Genomic DNA, 16,934 nt, shown 5'->3' on the forward strand with positions numbered 1-16,934 from the left:
TCACCATCACGCTTGCAGCAGCGGACTGTTGGCCAACTGGCTCGCCAGTTGGCCCTTGATGAACTGGTAGAGAGGCGTAATGCGCTTCGGCAAATGTTCCTCGGCCACTCGCTGGTCGATATAGTAGGCGGCACGGCTACCGCAGTAGTCGATCACGCCGCCCACTTGATGAAACTGGAGGCCGGAAGCCTTCAGCAAGCGGCTGAAGCGTGGCTCGAGCATGGCGAACGCATGAGGGCGCTGGCTGAGTCCCACCAAGGCGGTGGCGGCCAGAAACAGGCTCAGGCTGAGCAGGGCAGGGCTCTCCTTGATGCTTTCGTAGGGGCTTTGTACGTCGCTATGCTTGCGACGCACCGTAGGATGAACGGCCAACCGCGAGATTTCGCATACCTGCTGATGAGCAAAGCAGCGGGGGTGCGTGTTTGGTAAAAACAGATGCTCCCCATAATAGGCTTCCAGCGGCAGGCTGTGCTGCTCGTGGCCATTGTGCTCGTCGAACAGTACGACCCTCAGGCATCCTACATCCAATCCTGTGGCCTTGTGGTGAAGCAGGCACAGCAGCGACTGCTGGTCATGGTCATCGTGTTCGATATTGAGCGCACTGTCATTGCCGAGGTCGTAGTTCAACTCCTCGATGAACACCGCGTGGCGCAGGGTAAAGGCGCGCAGTTTTTCAATGGGTGTATGAGCAATCAACAGGGAAAAATGCGTGTCGAAGAAGGCCGGTGAAAAGGTGTTTTCGACAAGCGTTTCAGGCGTGGTGACGGGGGGAGTTATTGTCGTGATCACCATCGTTATCCTTGTATGAGCTGCGTTAATGGGATGGGTTTGCCCAAATAGAACCCTTGTCCATAGGTAATGCCGTACTCTTGCAGAATAGGCGTCAACGGTGCCTGATCAACGAATTCAGCGATGGTCTGTTTACCGAACCCCTTGGCAATGTCGGCAATTGCCTTGACGATGGTATGGCTGTCGGGATTGATCAGCAGGCTACGAATGAACGAGCCATCGATCTTGATGTAATCCACCGGCAGTTGGCCAAGATAATGGAAACTGCTGAAGCCGATGCCAAAGTCGTCCAGCGCGGTACGGCAGCCCAGGTCTCTGAACGTTTGCAATACGTTGCGGGCGGTGGAAAAGTCGGTGATGGCTGCCGTTTCCGTGACTTCGAGAATCAGATGGTGAGGGTCGGCACCGCTGCTGCGCAGCTCGTCGGTGAGGTACTGTTTCAAGCCCAGGTCGTGAAGCGACTGCCCCGACAGGTTCACGGCCAGTGAAACTCCGCGCTCCTGCAGCTTGCCCAAGGCTTGCAGGCTGTGCCTGATGACCCAGCGGTCCAGAGCGACTACCAGGCCGCTCTGCTCGGCGACTGGAATGAAGTGCTGAGGCGCCACCAGACTGCCATCCGGGTGTCGCATGCGGACCAGCACTTCGTAATGTTTGATATCGTGATCCTTGAGGCGCACGATGGGCTGCACCATCAGCTCGAACTGCTCGTGTTCCAGCGCGTTGTGCAGCTGTTCTACCCAATACACCCGCTCCTGCAGCTCATCCTTGGCATTTTCGGCCTGGGACAGCAGGTACCAATCCTGATTGCTGCTCTCTTTGGCCTTGTACATGGCCATGTCGGCGCTGGCCAGCAGGTCGGCAGAAGTCTGCCCATGGGCCGGGAACAGCGCGATCCCCATGCTGGCAGAGATATGATGTTTCCGGCCTGCGGCCTGGAAGCCAATGCTGCTCAGCAACTGGTTGATATAGTCGGCGACGCTGATGGCTTGCTCGCTGTTCACCCCTTCCAGCAACAGGGCAAACTCATCGCCCCCCAGCCTGGCAATCGTGCCACGCTGCCCGAGATTGATGAACAGCGTTTCGGCAACTTCACGCAGCAGGTGGTCGCCCACATGGTGCCCGCTCAGCTCATTGACCTCCTTGAACTCGTTGAGGTCGAGCAGCACGATGGCGCCTTCGCTCTGACACAGCAGGGCGTGCTGAACCGCATCCTGGAAATAGCGACGGTTGTACAGCTCGGTGAGTGGGTCGTGTTCGGCCAGCCAGGTCAAGCGCTCTTCGGCAGCTTTGCGTTCGGTGATGTCCAGACCTACCGAAATGCGTGCTCCCCGCTCCCGATGGCTGCTGGTGAGTGGCGCATGGTACCAGGCCACGGTGGCGTAGCGCTTGTCCTGGGTATGCAGGGTTTTCTCTTCCTGCTGATGGCTGGCGAACTGGCCTGCGGGCTGCGCGTTGCGGTGCTCCGCTCCCCCAGGCAGAGGGTGGGCAGAGCTGTCGAAGATGTCGTAAAAATGGCGGCCTACCAGATCCTGGTCCGCCAACCCCAGGCGGCTGCGGGTATATTCATTGACTCGTTGAATGCGCCCAGTGGCCGTTTGCACGACGATGAACACCTGGGCCGTATCCAGCAGGCTATTGACGAAATCGCGCTCGCTGGCCAACTCCTCGATACGCTCGGCCAGTTGGCCGCTGTGATCATGTACCGACGACTCCAGACGCTCCAACTGGTCGGCCAGGGTGCGCGTGGCATTTTCCAGTATGTCGATCTCATTGGAGCGCCTGGGGGTTGTCATGGGCAGGCGGGTGCGCACGCGCTGAAACTGCCCATCCGACAGCGTCGGTAACAGGGCCGCTACACGGCGCAGCCGCGCCATGGGCCCGAGCAGGATCGCCAGCAGCAGCAATTCCGCCGCCAGCCAGCCCGCCACGCCCAGCGCCAGCAGCGTGTTGGTGGCCCGCTGAATGGCCGTCGTTTGCGTTGTGATGTCTGAAATCAACAGAAAATAGCTGGTGCTGCGCCAATCGGCATCGTCTTCCATGTAAACCGCGCTCAGCTCCAGGTAGCGTCCGGCGTACTCCATGCTGAAAGGCGTGTCTGCCAACTGGTAGATCGGCGTTGCCAACGAGGCCTGCTCCAGCAGTGGCAGGGTAGGTTCTCGGTTGGTGATGGCCACCAGATGACCGTTCCAGCCTGGCAGGTATCGCGATGGGTCGTTGGAGTCACCCTCGACGTGGCCCGTGACCATCAGCGCTACTTCGCTACCCGAGACCTCCTTGGCTTCGCGGGTGACGTCGGCAAGCGAACGAGACAGCATGACCATGCCGATGCTGTCGCCATCCACCAGAATCGGTACCGCCGCATATTGCTGGCAGCTGGTGGTACAGCGCAGCGTCTTGATGGGAATCTCTCGCGCCAGCAAGTCATCTACCCAACCGCGAATGGGCAGCTCCATATCCGGGGAGCCCATCCCGGACTGCCCACGCTGCTGCCCCTGACGATCGAAGACGAACACGCCATCTACCCCGGCTTCCAACTGCAGCGAAGGCCACTGGGCTGCCAGCACCGTGCGTAGGCCTTCATCATCGTTCTGAGCCAAGGCATTGCCCAGGTCGGGGGCGTTTGCCGTCAAGCCTGCCAACTGGCGCAGGTTATCGGCAGAGCGCTGCATGGCCAGGCGGATTTCTCGCTGCTGACGCTCATGATGCCCCTGACGGCTCTGTTCGAGCTGCTGGGTCAGGTGATGATGGCCAAGCCAGATGAACAGGGCCACCAGCACCAGCAGCAGCAAGCTGCTAGGCGCAATGACACGCCAGGCAAGACTCGAGCGACGCTTGACGGGTGGGCTGGACTGATTCATCGAGACAGATCCCGGTGGCAGGGTTTAAAAGCGCAGAGAGAGTTGAAACAGCAGCATGTTCCAATGCTTGCGGGTCAGGCCGGCATCGGGGTTGTCTTGCCGAGGCAGCCAACCGGTGCCATCCACGTAGTGATACTCCCCCGACAGCATGAGCTGGGGCGTGGGTGTCCACTGCACGCCCAGAGTGATGTCATCGGCGAATTGGGAATACGCAGGACCGAACCCGGCCCGTTCGTAGGCGCGGCCCGAACGGTCATCGGTATCGTTGACCAGCCGGTCGAAGCGAATCAGGCCGCTCCAGTCGGGAGAGAAGCGCCGCTGGTACTGGACATACCAGCTTTCACCCGTGATATCGAACGTGCGTGGCAGGTTCTCGCCGCTCAGGGCCTGCTGGCGCAGCGCGTATTCGGCGGTCACGCTCCAGTACTCCTGGTTGTACTGCAAGGAAGCGATCCACGGTTGAAACTCGAAGTCGGCCGCCTGACCCACGAGCGTGGCATCGAGGTGCACCGAGGCCGTGCTCAATGCCGCTACCCACTGGCCGCTGTGGTCTTCGAAGAGCAGCTGCGCGATGGCCGAGGGCTCGGAGGCAGACACTCGTTGGGCCATGCCGCCAAACAGCTGGTCGGATAGCTCTGAGCCCGTCTGCGGGCGACCCAGGCCGCCTCTCAAGCGCCACGTACCCGCCGCGGTATGCTCCTCGGCATACAGGCTGATACCATCCGCCGCCAGCCCCAGTGCGCGGGTGCGGTCAAAGTAGATGGATTGAGGCAGCAAAATGCTCGGGCGTGTAAAGGCCACGTCCCGGGTCTGGTTGTAGAGTCCAAACGGGTTCTTGAAGCGGCCTACCTGAACCCCCAGCGTGCGCGCCGGGCTGGACAGCATCTGGTAATCCACCACGCCATAGTCGAGGGTGGGGGCCGCATCGCTGGTAGCGCCTCCCGCACGGCGGCTGAGCAGTTGGCCTGCCACCAGCACCCGGCGGTGTGGGCGAAACGAGGCATTCAACCCCAGTTCGGTATACTCCAGGCTGCCCTTGTCGCTACTGGGGCCAAAGAAGTCGTTATGGTCGGTGATGACCAGTGCCTGGCTGAGAAACCCGTGCACCTGAAGGGTGTCGGCGGGGTGCTCTTGAGCCATGCCTGCCATGGGCAGCCAGGCCAGCAAACCCGCCAGGGCGCAGCGCTGCCCCAAGCCCTTACTCCATGGAAATGACACGGACGCTTTCATCCAGGTACTCCCGTTCAAGGTAGCCTAGCGCGCCGGGAGTGCGGGCAACTCGCTCGCGCATATCCACTTGGTCGCGTACACGGTGGGGCGCTTGCCCCATGCCAGAAAACACCATCCTGTCCCAGGCGAGCTGCAGCTGATGCGGGTAGACGGCCAGCATCTCCTTGGCAAAGCGGGCATGTACAGGGTCGCGATTGGGTAACACAAAAACCTGCATGGCCTGGCCGCCAGGCCAGGTGCGTTGGCGCATGGCAAACATGGCGCGAAGGGCATCCCGTGGCAGCGCTGAAAGTTCGATGTCCGGGTGAGCCACGAGAACGATCGCCGTGAACGACTCGGTCGGCTCGGCTTCGGCCAGGGCACTGGCGGGCACCAGCCATAGCCAGATCAAGGCCAGCAGCCCATAGGCGCGCCAGGGTCTCCGTGGCATCACGTTCAGCAAGGGCACCAGGAACAAGTGCCGTGTGTCATGGGTGTAAGAATGGGAAATCCCCCTGCAACGTACAAACGATGACCTAACAACGCTTCCGTCTCGACCCTGCCGTTCTTGTCATTTTTATATTAGAAAGATAGTACGCTAAAAGCGCGACAGGGTAACGATCGTCAGCACTTGAAAAAGCATGCTTATTCAACGATCAGTGACTGTAGGCGGTCCGGGTAATCCGTAAACAGTCCGTTGACTCCCATGCGCATCAGGCGCTCCATCTCTGGGCGCTCGTTGATGGTGTAAACGTGCACTGGCAGGCCGTTCTGCTGGGCCAGACGAATAAAGTCGGCATCGATCACGTCCTGCCCATCACGCTGGGCGTTGGTGCCGATCCCGACGGCGTATTCGGCGATGCGCTGAAAGTCGCTGGCACGCATCTGGGCGGGCCCGGGCGTGGTGTCGTTCCACTCGACCAAGGGGGAGCCTTCGCCCTCGCCAGGGGAGTACCACAACAGTTGCACCAGCGGGATCTCAGGATTGAGCGCCTGTATTTTCAGCAGGCTTTCCTGAGCAAACGACTGCACCAGTACACGGCCTTCCTGTACAAGGTCGTAGGCCTCCAGGCGCTCTACCAGCGCGGCTTCCAGGCCTGGGTTCAAGTGGGGTGACTTGGTTTCGATATAATAGCGGGTGGTATGCCCGAAGTGATCGAACAGTTCCTCCAGCGTCAGCATGGGTAAACCGACAAAGTCATCCGACGCTTGCTCGGGGTTTGCTTCGTTGAACCAGCTGCCGGTATCCAGCGCCTTCAGCTCGGCCAGCGTGTGCTCATGGATATGCCCTTCACCGTTACTGGTACGTTCCAGCGTGTTGTCATGAAAAATGACCACTTCGCCATCGGCGGTGAGCTGAGCGTCCAGCTCCAGATAGTCCACACCCCACTCGTGAGCCAGCTCGTAGGCGGGCATCGTGCTTTCGGGAGCGTGACCGCTGGCGCCACGATGCGCGATGACCTGAAAGTTTTCCAAGGCGTTCAACTGCTGGGCCAGCGGCGGCTCGCTGGCGACCCCGGCAGTAGCAACGGTCATGAGTGCCGTCAGTGCGGCAGCAGTACTCGTATAGCGCGGCATGGTGGCTCCGTGGAATAGGTAATATTTATCAAGACCATAACGTCTATCTATTGAAAACGCACGCACTCCCTGAAGAATCGGACGCACTCCCCGTGGCAGCGTGTTCATTCAGCACTTTCCCAGCACTCTCCACGAACAAGATGGCAATTAAAGGTATGCTGGTAGGAAAATACGCTCAATGTGGAGAACATCATGAGTCAGAAGAAGGGTAGGGGGGCGCTGGCACTTCGTGTGCTGTTTGCGGTGGTCATCGGGGTCGTGTTGGGCAGCGTCGTGCAAACCCAATTGAACCTGAGTGAGTTGCAGGCGTTGGGGGTGGCCATTCCCCTGGGTACACGGCTTTCGACCACGGCACAGGATCTTCTTCACTTTGCGCCCGTTTACGCAGGGCTGTTTCTGGCGGGGTTTCTGATCTCCCAGGCCGTGGCGGGCTGGCTCACTCGGCGGTGGCCTGCCAGCCTTCGACGCCTGGCCTTTGCGCTGGCGGCCGTGGCCGGGCTATGGCTGACTTTCCTGCTGACCAATACGTTTGCGCCCATGCCCACGCTGGTGGCAGCCACCCGCACTGCCGGTGGGCTGGCCGCCATGCTGGCAACGGCCGCCATAGCAGGCTGGCTGCTGGCCATGCTGACGTGTCCCGCGTCGCACAAGCGCCATGGCCGCACGTCTCTGGCCATGGCGCTGGTCGCCTTCGTGCTGCCCGTGACTCAGCCCGCTGCCGAAGCCCAAACGGCCTATCAGATCGACACCCTGGCCGATGCGCTGGAGCACCCTTGGTCGCTGGCATTCTTGCCCGATGGCCGCTTTTTGGTGACCGAGCGCCCAGGACGCCTATTGCTGCTGGATGACCGCGGCCAGACGCTGGCCGACCTCGATGGCGTGCCGGAGGTGTTTGCCTCTGGGCAATCGGGGTTGTTCGATGTGCTGCTTTCTCCCCAGTTCGAGACCAATCAACAGCTCTACCTCAGCTACGCCTGCGGTACGGCCAGTGCCAATCATGCCTGCCTGGCTCGGGCCACCCTGGGCGATATGCGTTTGGAGCAGGTGGAAGAGATTTTTCGGGTTCACCCCGCCAAGCGTGGCGATGCCCACTATGGGGGGCGCCTGGCATGGTTGCCGGATGACACGCTGATCCTCACCCTGGGCGATGGTTTCGATAACCGTGAAGATGCCCAGCGGGTGAACAGCCATATCGGCAGCATCGTGCGCCTGAATGCCGATGGCAGCGTGCCCGACGACAACCCCTTCCTGGCTCAGGCCGATGCACTGCCCGAGCTCTACAGTATTGGCCATCGCAACGTGCAGGGGCTGGTCTACGACGCCCAGCGCCAGCAGCTGTTTGCCCACGAGCATGGCCCGCGAGGCGGAGATGAGCTCAACCTCATCCAACCCGGCAACAACTACGGCTGGCCAATTGCCACCGGCGGGCTGGATTACACCTGGGCCAGAGTCTCGCCGTTTACAGAATACCCCGGCATGCAGCCCCCGGCGCTGGAGTGGACGCCTTCTATCGCCCCTTCGGGCATGGCCGTCTATCGGGGCGAGCTGTTCCCCGAGTGGCAGGGCGACCTGCTGGTGGGGGCATTGGTCAATCGTGAGGTGCGTCGGGTACGCTGGCAGGAAGACGGCAGCGCCGAAGACATAGAGGGGCTGTTTGGTGAGCGGGATGCGCGCATTCGTGACGTGCGAGTAGGCCCCGAGGGCGCAGTCTATTTGCTGACTGACAGTGAGGAAGGGCAACTATTGAAGGTAGTGCCCGCCCAATGAACTAAGCTGAGTAAACGAAGGCGACAACAGCCTCTTCCTCAGGAGACGCCATGATCCACCAAGAGCATCACCGCTCTCACCGCTCTGGCTGGTTAAGAGCTGCTGTACTGGGAGCTAATGATGGCATTGTTTCTACCAGCAGCCTGATTCTTGGAGTGGCCGCAGCGTCTACCGCACAAAGCGATATTTTATTGGCGGGGCTTGCTGGGTTGGTGGCTGGGGCAATGTCGATGGCGGCCGGGGAGTACGTCTCGGTAAGCTCGCAATCCGACACAGAACGTGCCGATTTAGCCATTGAGCGCAACGCGCTGACGCATCATTATGAAGCCGAAAAAGAGGAGCTGGCCTCCATTTATGTCGAGCGAGGTTTAACGCCTGAGCTTGCCAGACAAGTGGCAGAGCAATTGATGCAAAAAGATGCCTTGGGCACCCATGCCCGAGATGAAATCGGCATCACCGTGGTGAGCCAAGCAAAGCCATTGCAAGCAGCGTTTTCTTCGGCGGCGATGTTCACCATTGGCGCGCTAATACCGCTTCTGATGGCGTGGTGGGCTCCCACCCTGTTGCTGATTCCCTTGGTCGCCGTGACCTCTCTAGCGCTGCTGGCGCTGTTAGGTGCACTGGCGGCCAAAGTGGGCGGTGCACCGATACGTGCTGCTGCACTGCGTGTCCTGTTCTGGGGAGCGCTGGCCATGGCGTTGACATCGCTCATTGGTCGATTGTTCGGCGTTATGGCATAACCGTTATTTATTCCAGGCTCAAAAGGAGAACGTGCATGCTGGCCTATACCATGGTGGGAACCCAGGATCTGGAGCGTGCCCTTCAGTTCTACACGCCGCTGTTCAATGCCATGGGGCTGGAGATCTGCTGGCAGGATGACAGCTGTGTTTCTTTCGGTGACCCGGATGATGTCGAAGTGCCCCAGTTTTTCGTGGGCCTGCCGTTTGATGGTCATCCTGCGACGGTAGGCAATGGCACCATGACCGCCTTCCAGTTCAGCGACATCAAGGAAGTGGATACGCTGCATCAGCTGGCCCTGCAAAGCGGTGGCAGCGACGAAGGCGAACCCGGTTTTCGCCCTCAGTACGGAGACGGCTTCTACGCGGCTTACGTCCGCGACCCCGACGGCAACAAGCTCGCGTTCGTGGTGTATCCACACCGAGTAGGGCTCTGATCAGCCGCTGCGTCGAGAGATATACTCGATTAGCCACTCTGCCTCGGCGGGGCGGGTCAAGCGCACCATCTGGATATGCCGATAGCGTGGGTCCAGCGCGTCGGCGAAATAGCGCTGTCGATTCGAGCGCCAGTTTTTCAGCATCCAGAGCAGGATGGAATTGCGGCTCATGAAGGTCTGACGAAAACTTTCGCGATTACCGGTACCTGGCCAGATCTCCTGGCGGCTTGCAATACGTTTGATGGCGCGTCTTAGGCTCTGGCCAAACACTCGCCAGAAACCGTAATCCAGCCAAACCACCATATCCACGTCCCGCCATTTGATATCGCGGGTACGGTTGAAATTACCATCCAGTACCCAGCCGCGTGTGGCGCTGTTCAACGCGACTTCGAGCTTTGCCACGAACTCGTCATCCGGCGTTCCCTGCCAGTGGGGTTGCCAGAAAAGCTGATCCATTTGAATGTGAGGAACGTCGAGCGCTTCAGCGAGCTTGCGGGCCAAAGTGCTTTTGCCGCTACTGCTGGTGCCGACCACATTGATGTTCATGATGAAAGCCTGCTAATGAATCGGCGCGTTAGCTTAAATAGAGCCTTCAACGCGTGCAAGATGGCCTCATGCGAGCGCGTTAGCCCCCAACTCTCTGCGCAACCAGCTCGCCAGGGCTTCGCTGCGGCGGGCGTTGGTGTGTTTGGGTAGCCACAGGCAGAGTCTGGCCGAGGTTTCGATATAGCCCCAGGGGGCGACCAGCCGACCGCTTCTCAGGTCGTCTTCCACCAGTAGCCTGGGGGCAATGGCGACCCCGAGCCCTGCCACGGCGGCTTCCATCAGGTAGTAGAGGTGTGCAAACCCCTGGCCCTGCTGCAGGGCTGCTTTCAATGCGGCGGGTTCCAGACCTTGGGCGGCAGCCCACTGCGGCCACGCCTGAGGGCGTGATGCGGTATAGAGCAGCTTGCTGCCAAACAGCGATGAGGGGGCTTCCGCGTGGCATGCCTCGGCCAGCCGGGGGCTGGCCACGGCGCAAATTTCCTCGGCTATCAGAGGAATGCGCTCTCCTTCCTCGGGCCAGGGTGGTTCGAAGAAGGCCAGCGTGGCGCTGGTCTCGGGTTGGCCCGGCTGTTCTGCATCGCTCACCACCACTTGCAGCTTCAGTTCGGGCAGCGCCTGGTTCAAGCGGTCCAGGCGGGGGATCAGCCAACGGGCCAGCAGGCTGCCGGGGCAGGCCAGGGTAAAGGGCGCCTCTTCCACCTCATGCTTGAGCAGTGTGCAACTATCCCTGAGTTTGGCGAAGGCCTCTCCAACCCCGCTTTGCAACTGCTCACCGTGGTGGGTCAGCACCAGCCCGCGCCCGGCTTTCGTGAACAGTGCCACGCCAAAATGTTCATCCAGACTCTTTAGCTGGCGGCTTACCGCGCCATGGGTCACGCTCAGCTCGTCAGCGGCCGCAGTGACACTGCCCAGCCGAGCAGTGGCTTCAAAGGCGCGCAAAGCGCTCAGCGGGGGCAGGCTGTGTTGCATGGGGTCTCCTGGAACAGTTGCGAAAAACTCACGGGTGCTTGCCATCTTATCGATTTTTCTTCCGACCTGCCTGCGCTAACGTCGACACATTGCAAAAACGCCCCAAATCGCAGAGGTCGAGATGAACCAACCGTTAAGCCTACCCGATGCCAACGGCATGTTTGGCAGCTTTGGTGGCCGCTTTGTGGCCGAAACCCTGATGCCGCTGATTCTCGAGCTTCAGGATGAGTACACCACGGCCAAAAACGACCCCGAATTCCAGCGCCAGCTCGCCTATTTTCAAGGCGACTATGTGGGGCGCCCCAATCCGCTCTACTTTGCCGAGCGCCTCACCGAGCACTTCGGCGGTGCCAGCATTTACCTCAAGCGTGAAGAGCTGAATCACACCGGCGCGCACAAGATCAACAACTGCATTGGCCAGGTACTGCTGGCCAAGCAGATGGGCAAGAAGCGCATCATCGCGGAAACCGGCGCAGGCATGCACGGCGTGGCCACCGCCACCGTAGCGGCCCGCTTTGGGTTGCCCTGCGTGATCTACATGGGCGCCACCGACATCGAGCGCCAGCAGCCCAACGTGTTCCGGATGAAGCTGCTGGGCGCGGAGATCGTGCCGGTCACTTCCGGTACCGGCACGCTCAAAGATGCCATGAACGAAGCGCTGCGCGACTGGGTCACCAACGTAGACGACACTTTCTACATCATCGGCACCGTGGCAGGCCCGCACCCGTACCCGGCCATGGTGCGCGATTTTCAGGCGGTGATTGGCCATGAAACCCGCGCCCAGATGCTCGAAAAGCAGGGCCGTCTGCCGGATTCACTGATTGCCTGTGTGGGCGGCGGCTCCAACGCCATGGGCCTGTTCTATCCGTTCATCAACGATGACAGCGTGCACATGGTCGGTGTGGAAGCGGGCGGTAAAGGCGTCAAGAGTGGCCTGCACGCCGCCAGCCTCAACGGCGGCACCCCCGGCGTATTGCACGGCAACCGTACCTACCTGCTGCAAAACGAAGATGGCCAGATTACCGACGCCCACTCCATTTCCGCAGGGCTCGATTACCCCGGCATTGGCCCCGAACACGCCTGGCTGCACGAGCAGGGGCGGGTCGAGTACGTCTCTGCCACCGATGACGAAGCGCTGGAAGCCTTCCAGATCTGCTGCCGCCAGGAGGGCATCATCCCCGCCCTGGAAACCGCCCACGCCCTGGCAGAAGTCGCCAAACGTGCGCCGACACTGCCCCGCGAGCACCTGATGGTGGTCAACCTCAGCGGACGTGGTGACAAGGACATGAACAGCGTGGCCCAGCATCTGGGTGATCGCTTCGGCATGAAACACTCATGAGCGCGATACAGGAGACTCCCATGCAACCTACCTTGCAACGTACTTCTCGGCTCGACAGCTGCTTTGCCGCGCTCAAACAGCAAAACCGCCCAGCGCTGGTCAGCTACCTCACTGCCGGCGACCCGGACCCCGAGACCTCCCGCCGCCTGCTGCACGGGCTGCCGGAGGCCGGTGTGGATATCATCGAACTCGGCATGCCGTTCAGCGACCCCATGGCCGATGGCCCCGCCATTCAAAAGGCTGCCCTGCGCGCCCTGGAAAAGGGCCAGACCCAGGCCAAAACGCTGGCAATGGTGCGCCAGTTCCGAGAGCAGAACAGCACCACGCCCATCGTGCTGATGGGCTACTACAACCCGATTTACTGCTACGGCGTCGAGCGTTTTCTCAGTGACGCCGCCCAGGCAGGGGTTGACGGGCTGATCGTGGTGGACCTGCCCCCCGAGCACGACGAAGAGCTATGCCAGCCCGCCGCCAAGCACGGCATCGATTTCATTCGTCTGGCCACGCCCACCACCGATGCCAAGCGGCTACCCAAGGTGCTGGCCAACGCTTCCGGGTTCATCTACTACGTTTCCGTGGCGGGCGTGACCGGCGGCAGTGCCCCCACACCCGAGCGGCTGGAAAGCGCGGTGAACCAGCTGCGCGAACACACGCCGCTACCCATTGCCGTGGGCTTCGGCATTCGCACCGCCGAACAGGCCGCCATCATTGGCCGCTTCAGCGACGCCGTGGTAGTGGGCTCTGCTCTGGTAGATTGCATCGAACACGCCAGCAGCGGCGAAGAAGCCATCGCCCAGGTACACGGGCTGGTGAAAGCGCTGGCGGCCAGTGTGAGAGGGTGCCGAGAAGCCCAACAGGAGCGCGCGGGTTTGCCAGCCTGATGGGAAGCACCATCACACCACAGAGCGGGCCATGGCCCGCTCTGTTTTTATTCTGAAACCACCACGCCCAACTTGCCGCTGTTTCCAGAAAACAGGCATCATCCACGTTTGATGGTGGCAACGCGCCACGACGGCTCAAACGGAGGAAAACCATGGGCAAGCTCTTTTCGTTGCTGGTACTGCTGGGACTCGGCTATGCGGGTATCTATTTCTATTACGGCGTGGTGATCGAAGGGGAGGTCGAGCAGCAGCTGGCATCCCGTGGCCTGACCTCGGTCAGCGTGGATAACGTCGAGTACGGCCTGCTGGCGCCGGTCAGCAACAGCGCCAATATCGCCGTTACCGTGGGGTATCGTGGCTCCCAGGCAGCGGTCAACGTGCGCGTGCAAGGCCATCCGCTGTGGTCCGATGAGGTGACGGTACAGCTGGACGGCCTGCAAGCCCTGCGTTTGGGGATCAGCTTCGGGCAGTAACCACGAGCCAAACGTGTTCATGGCCAATCGATACCGCTACGGCTACCAGTAGCCCCGCCATGACCCAGTTGAACCCTTTGATCAGCATGGGCTGCCTGACACGCTGGCCAAGCAGGCTGCCTATCACCACATAGCTGCCGGGGGCACCTGCCGCCAGTGCGGCCAGCCCCAGTGCCCAGATAAACAGGCTCATGCCCTGAATACCCTCGGCAGGAAACTGCAGCGTCGCGATGGGCAGTGTCGCGACCATGGCTTTAGGGTTGAGTAACTGCATCATCAGGCCATCACGAAAACTGAGCATGCGTGGTGCCGGGGCGTGGGTATCCAGGGTGGCATTGGCGCGGGCCACCTTGTAGGCCAGATACAGGATATAAGCGCAGCCGAGCGCGCTGAGCAGCACCAGGGAGTCTTGAGATATCCAGGCGGCTCCCGCCCACCCCAACACCAGCAAGTACAGCAGCATGGCCAGCCCCACGCCCAGGCAAAACCCCAGCGAGGTTTTACCCTGCCCGTTGATACCGACATTCAACCCCAACAGATTCACAGGCCCAGGCGTGTACATGACGCCCAGGGCATAGGCGACGATTGCTAACATGAGAAAACCTCTAGGTGGACGTGATGCTTAACGCGTGATGTCGCGTTGGTACTGGAAAGGGGTCATGCCGTAGATGCGTTTGAAACGGCGGTTGAAGTGGCTCAAATCCGCAAAGCCGAAACGCAGCGCTATCTCGGTGAGTGGCGCGCCCTGGTCGAGCGCGGAGCGGGCGGCGTTCACGCGGCAATTGATCACGTATTGATGAGGGGTCATGCCGAACTGTTGGCGAAATAGCCTCAAAAAGTGGTACTTCGACAAATGCGCGGCCTGGCTGATGTCGTCCAGCGAGATATCTGCCTCAAGATGCTCATGAATATACGTTTTGGCGTGGCCCAACAGCGTGTCTGGGCGGCTGGTGCGTTGGCCAGTCACCATGTGCCCGCCAAGCTGAACCATGCGCTCGATCACGCGATACAGCGCGTTTTCCTGGTCGATGCAGCTGCCCGCTTGATGCGTGGTCAAGCGTGCGACTTCCTGTATCGCCTGGCGCAGCAGCGGGTCGTGAATCAGCGTACTCCGGGAGCGAAACGGTGACGTTTGTGGGCGACCAAGCAGCTCCTCGAACAGCGGCAACACTTGGTTGGGATGCACGTATACCATCACGTAGCCCAAAGCCTGCTCACCGCCAGCGTGGCCGTCGTGAACCTCTTCAGGGTTGAACAGAATCACGTTGCCCGGTGGGCTACGATGAAACTGCCCGCCGCTGAAGAAATCCTGTCGCCCCGCCAGCGTCACCCCAAAGGCGTACTCCTCGTGGGCATGACGGTCATAGCTAAAATCCTCGATGGCCGCTTTCAAGACGGTCAGTGACGGCACATGATGATTTTTGAAAAACTCGAACTGGCTGCTGCCCATGCCAACCTCCTTGATCGCATTCGGCCCATGGCGGGCTTACCCTGACCCGTTTCAGGATATGACGCGGGCGCCAGCGTGGCTTGTACATAATTGCTCAACGGCGGTGTCAGTGTATATTCACCAGACGGTACACAGTGGGCGGCATTCGCAAAACACTGGCAAACGAGGAGGGCGCATGGCAAACCCCAACGTGGTGGTGATTACCGGCGGGAGTCGAGGCATTGGTGCCGAGACGGCCCGGCTGTTCGCCCAGCATGGCTACGATGTCTGCCTCAACTATGTCGAAAACGACGCAGCCGCCGAGCGTGTGCGCAGTGACATCCTCGCTCTGGGCGTGCGCTGCCTGGCCGTGAAGGCGGATGTCTCGAAAGCCGATGAGGTGGCGAACCTGTTTCGCCAGGTCGATCAGGAGCTCGGCACGTTGACGGTGCTGGTCAACAACGCCGCCATTCTCAACGCCCAGGCGCGGCTGGTGGATATCTCGCCGGAGCGTTTTGGCAACGTGCTGCAAAAGAACGTCATGAGCTGCTTTCTCTGCTGCAAGGAGGCCGTGCAGCGCATGTCTACCCGCCAGGGCGGCGCGGGCGGCAGTATCGTCAATGTTTCCTCCATGGCCGCCAAGAGCGGCTCGCCCAACGAGTACGTGGATTACGCCGCCTCGAAAGGGGCCGTGGATACCTTGACTCGGGGGTTGGCGCTGGAAGTCGCGGCCGAAGGCATCCGCGTGAATGCAGTGCGCCCCGGCCTCATCTACACCGAGATGCACGCACTCGGCGGCGAGCCTGCCCGCGTAGACCGCTTGAAGTCTCGCATCCCCCTGCAACGGGGTGGCCAGCCTTCCGAAGTGGCAGAAGCCATTGTCTGGCTGGCCAGTGACAAGTCATCCTTTGCCACCGGCACTTTACTGGATCTGGCGGGTGGCCTGTAATGCCCTGACCAGCCCCCCCTTGGCTGCCCAGGCAGCGCCCAAAAAAAGGACACCCCCATGTTTACCGGCCTGAGTGCGTTTCCGCTGACCCCCATGAACGAGCAGGGCATCAACGAGCATGAGTTCATCCAGCTAGTGGCCCGGCTGGCCCAAGCGAAGGTGGATTCCATCGGCGTGCTGGGCTCTACCGGCAGCTACGCCTACTTGAGCGTGGAGGAGCGGGCCCGAGTGGCCAGGCTGAGCGTGGAAAACGCCGCTGAGGTGCCGGTGGTGGTGGGCATTGGCGCGCTGCGCACTCGGGATGTACTGGCCAACGCCGAACATGCCCAGCAGGCCGGGGCGAGCGGCCTGCTGCTGGCGCCGGTGTCTTACCAGAAGCTCACCGATGACGACGTGTTCAACCTGTTCAGTACCGTCAGCCGCGCCATCAGTGTGCCGCTGTGCGTGTACGACAACCCCGGCACCACCCACTTCACCTTCAGCGATGAGCTGCACGGGCGCATTGCCGCGCTGCCACAGGTGCGCTCCATCAAGATTCCGCCGGTGCCCAACGATCTGCACGACGCCAGTGCCCGGGTGGCGCGGCTGCGGGCGCTGATCCCTAATGATGTAACCATCGGCATCAGCGGCGACCCCGCCGCCGCCACGGGCCTGCTGGCAGGCTGCGAGGCATGGTATTCGGTATTCGGTGGGCTCTACCCGGAACACGCGCTGGCACTGACCCGAGCCGCCCAGGAGGGAGATGCCGAACAGACCCTGGCCCACTCCAACGCGCTGGCAGCGCTATGGGCGCTTTACCATGAACATGGCGGCAGCCTGCGGGTGGCCGCGACCATGGCCGAACTCACTGGCCGCGTGAGCGCACCCTGCCTGCCCCAGCCGCTGAATACCCTGCAAGGGCAGGCACGCCAGCAGGTGAAGGCGGTGATCGAGGCGCTGGGGCTACGCTAAACCATACGGCTCACGCAGCGTA

At 61.0% G+C, this 16,934-nt stretch carries 17 protein-coding genes; 8 read left to right on the top strand and 9 right to left on the bottom strand.

From position 1 onward, the window contains the following. Window positions 1-6: 6 nt before the first annotated feature. The 5 genes from IE091_RS11290 to IE091_RS11310 form a co-directional block, all read right to left on the bottom strand. Window positions 7-789: a PEP-CTERM/exosortase system-associated acyltransferase gene (locus IE091_RS11290; protein WP_189463676.1), complete on the bottom strand. Its 783-nt coding sequence runs from the start codon at window positions 787-789 to the stop codon at window positions 7-9. Between the two features lie 5 nt (window positions 790-794). Next, window positions 795-3,647 (bottom strand): bifunctional diguanylate cyclase/phosphodiesterase, encoded by a 2,853-nt coding sequence (locus tag IE091_RS11295; RefSeq protein ID WP_144980042.1) that lies wholly within the window; start codon window positions 3,645-3,647, stop codon window positions 795-797. Between the two features lie 24 nt (window positions 3,648-3,671). Continuing rightward, window positions 3,672-4,841 (bottom strand): porin family protein, encoded by a 1,170-nt coding sequence (locus IE091_RS11300; protein WP_308428126.1) that lies wholly within the window; start codon window positions 4,839-4,841, stop codon window positions 3,672-3,674. Between the two features lie 4 nt (window positions 4,842-4,845). Next, window positions 4,846-5,307 carry a hypothetical protein gene (locus IE091_RS11305; RefSeq protein ID WP_227407753.1) on the bottom strand — a complete coding sequence of 154 codons (462 nt, stop codon included), beginning with the start codon at window positions 5,305-5,307 and terminating at the stop codon, window positions 4,846-4,848. Between the two features lie 194 nt (window positions 5,308-5,501). Continuing rightward, entirely contained in the window at window positions 5,502-6,434 is a 933-nt protein-coding gene (locus IE091_RS11310) for a glycerophosphodiester phosphodiesterase (protein WP_096921270.1), read from the bottom strand. A 192-nt stretch (window positions 6,435-6,626) separates the two neighbouring features. Between IE091_RS11310 and IE091_RS11315 the strand changes: the two genes are divergently transcribed. From IE091_RS11315 to IE091_RS11325, 3 genes are read left to right on the top strand one after another with little or no spacing between them, the layout of a single operon-like run. Continuing rightward, window positions 6,627-8,201 carry a PQQ-dependent sugar dehydrogenase gene (locus tag IE091_RS11315; protein WP_189463677.1) on the top strand — a complete coding sequence of 525 codons (1,575 nt, stop codon included), beginning with the start codon at window positions 6,627-6,629 and terminating at the stop codon, window positions 8,199-8,201. Window positions 8,202-8,251: 50 nt separating this feature from the next. Further along, window positions 8,252-8,941 (top strand): VIT1/CCC1 transporter family protein, encoded by a 690-nt coding sequence (locus IE091_RS11320; RefSeq protein WP_039175881.1) that lies wholly within the window; start codon window positions 8,252-8,254, stop codon window positions 8,939-8,941. A gap of 35 nt (window positions 8,942-8,976) precedes the next feature. Next, window positions 8,977-9,375, top strand: coding sequence for a VOC family protein (locus IE091_RS11325; RefSeq protein WP_081192304.1), 399 nt, complete (start codon window positions 8,977-8,979; stop codon window positions 9,373-9,375). On the opposite strand, the gene IE091_RS11330 is transcribed toward IE091_RS11325, so the two are convergent. Both IE091_RS11330 and IE091_RS11335 read right to left on the bottom strand, forming a co-directional pair. Beyond that, on the bottom strand, window positions 9,376-9,921 hold the full coding sequence (locus tag IE091_RS11330) for a P-loop NTPase family protein (RefSeq protein WP_144980048.1): 546 nt from the start codon (window positions 9,919-9,921) through the stop codon (window positions 9,376-9,378). A gap of 66 nt (window positions 9,922-9,987) precedes the next feature. Continuing rightward, entirely contained in the window at window positions 9,988-10,890 is a 903-nt protein-coding gene (locus IE091_RS11335) for a LysR family transcriptional regulator (RefSeq protein ID WP_144980051.1), read from the bottom strand. Window positions 10,891-11,011: 121 nt separating this feature from the next. Between IE091_RS11335 and trpB the strand changes: the two genes are divergently transcribed. The 3 genes from trpB (at window position 11,012) to IE091_RS11350 (ending at window position 13,583) form a co-directional block, all read left to right on the top strand. After that, on the top strand, window positions 11,012-12,229 hold the full coding sequence (trpB, locus tag IE091_RS11340; RefSeq protein ID WP_144980054.1) for a tryptophan synthase subunit beta: 1,218 nt from the start codon (window positions 11,012-11,014) through the stop codon (window positions 12,227-12,229). A 32-nt stretch (window positions 12,230-12,261) separates the two neighbouring features. Beyond that, window positions 12,262-13,110 (top strand): tryptophan synthase subunit alpha, encoded by an 849-nt coding sequence (trpA, locus tag IE091_RS11345; RefSeq protein WP_152607568.1) that lies wholly within the window; start codon window positions 12,262-12,264, stop codon window positions 13,108-13,110. Window positions 13,111-13,262: 152 nt separating this feature from the next. Next, window positions 13,263-13,583 carry a hypothetical protein gene (locus IE091_RS11350; protein ID WP_039175902.1) on the top strand — a complete coding sequence of 107 codons (321 nt, stop codon included), beginning with the start codon at window positions 13,263-13,265 and terminating at the stop codon, window positions 13,581-13,583. Here the strand turns inward: IE091_RS11350 and IE091_RS11355 are convergent. Both IE091_RS11355 and IE091_RS11360 read right to left on the bottom strand, forming a co-directional pair. Then, window positions 13,567-14,178: a LysE family translocator gene (locus tag IE091_RS11355; RefSeq protein ID WP_039175903.1), complete on the bottom strand. Its 612-nt coding sequence runs from the start codon at window positions 14,176-14,178 to the stop codon at window positions 13,567-13,569. The genes IE091_RS11350 and IE091_RS11355 overlap by 17 nt on opposite strands. A gap of 27 nt (window positions 14,179-14,205) precedes the next feature. Continuing rightward, window positions 14,206-15,033, bottom strand: a complete 828-nt coding sequence (locus tag IE091_RS11360; RefSeq protein WP_189463678.1) for an AraC family transcriptional regulator — start codon at window positions 15,031-15,033, stop codon at window positions 14,206-14,208. 175 nt (window positions 15,034-15,208) lie between these two features. Between IE091_RS11360 and IE091_RS11365 the strand changes: the two genes are divergently transcribed. Together IE091_RS11365 and IE091_RS11370 are read left to right on the top strand one after the other, a co-directional pair. Further along, window positions 15,209-15,961: an SDR family oxidoreductase gene (locus tag IE091_RS11365; RefSeq protein WP_189463679.1), complete on the top strand. Its 753-nt coding sequence runs from the start codon at window positions 15,209-15,211 to the stop codon at window positions 15,959-15,961. A gap of 57 nt (window positions 15,962-16,018) precedes the next feature. Beyond that, window positions 16,019-16,912 (top strand): dihydrodipicolinate synthase family protein, encoded by an 894-nt coding sequence (locus tag IE091_RS11370; protein WP_189463680.1) that lies wholly within the window; start codon window positions 16,019-16,021, stop codon window positions 16,910-16,912. Window positions 16,913-16,934: the final 22 nt, after the last annotated feature.

The organism is Vreelandella hamiltonii, assembly GCF_014651775.1.
In the GTDB taxonomy this organism is placed as follows: Bacteria; Pseudomonadota; Gammaproteobacteria; order Pseudomonadales; family Halomonadaceae; genus Vreelandella; species Vreelandella hamiltonii.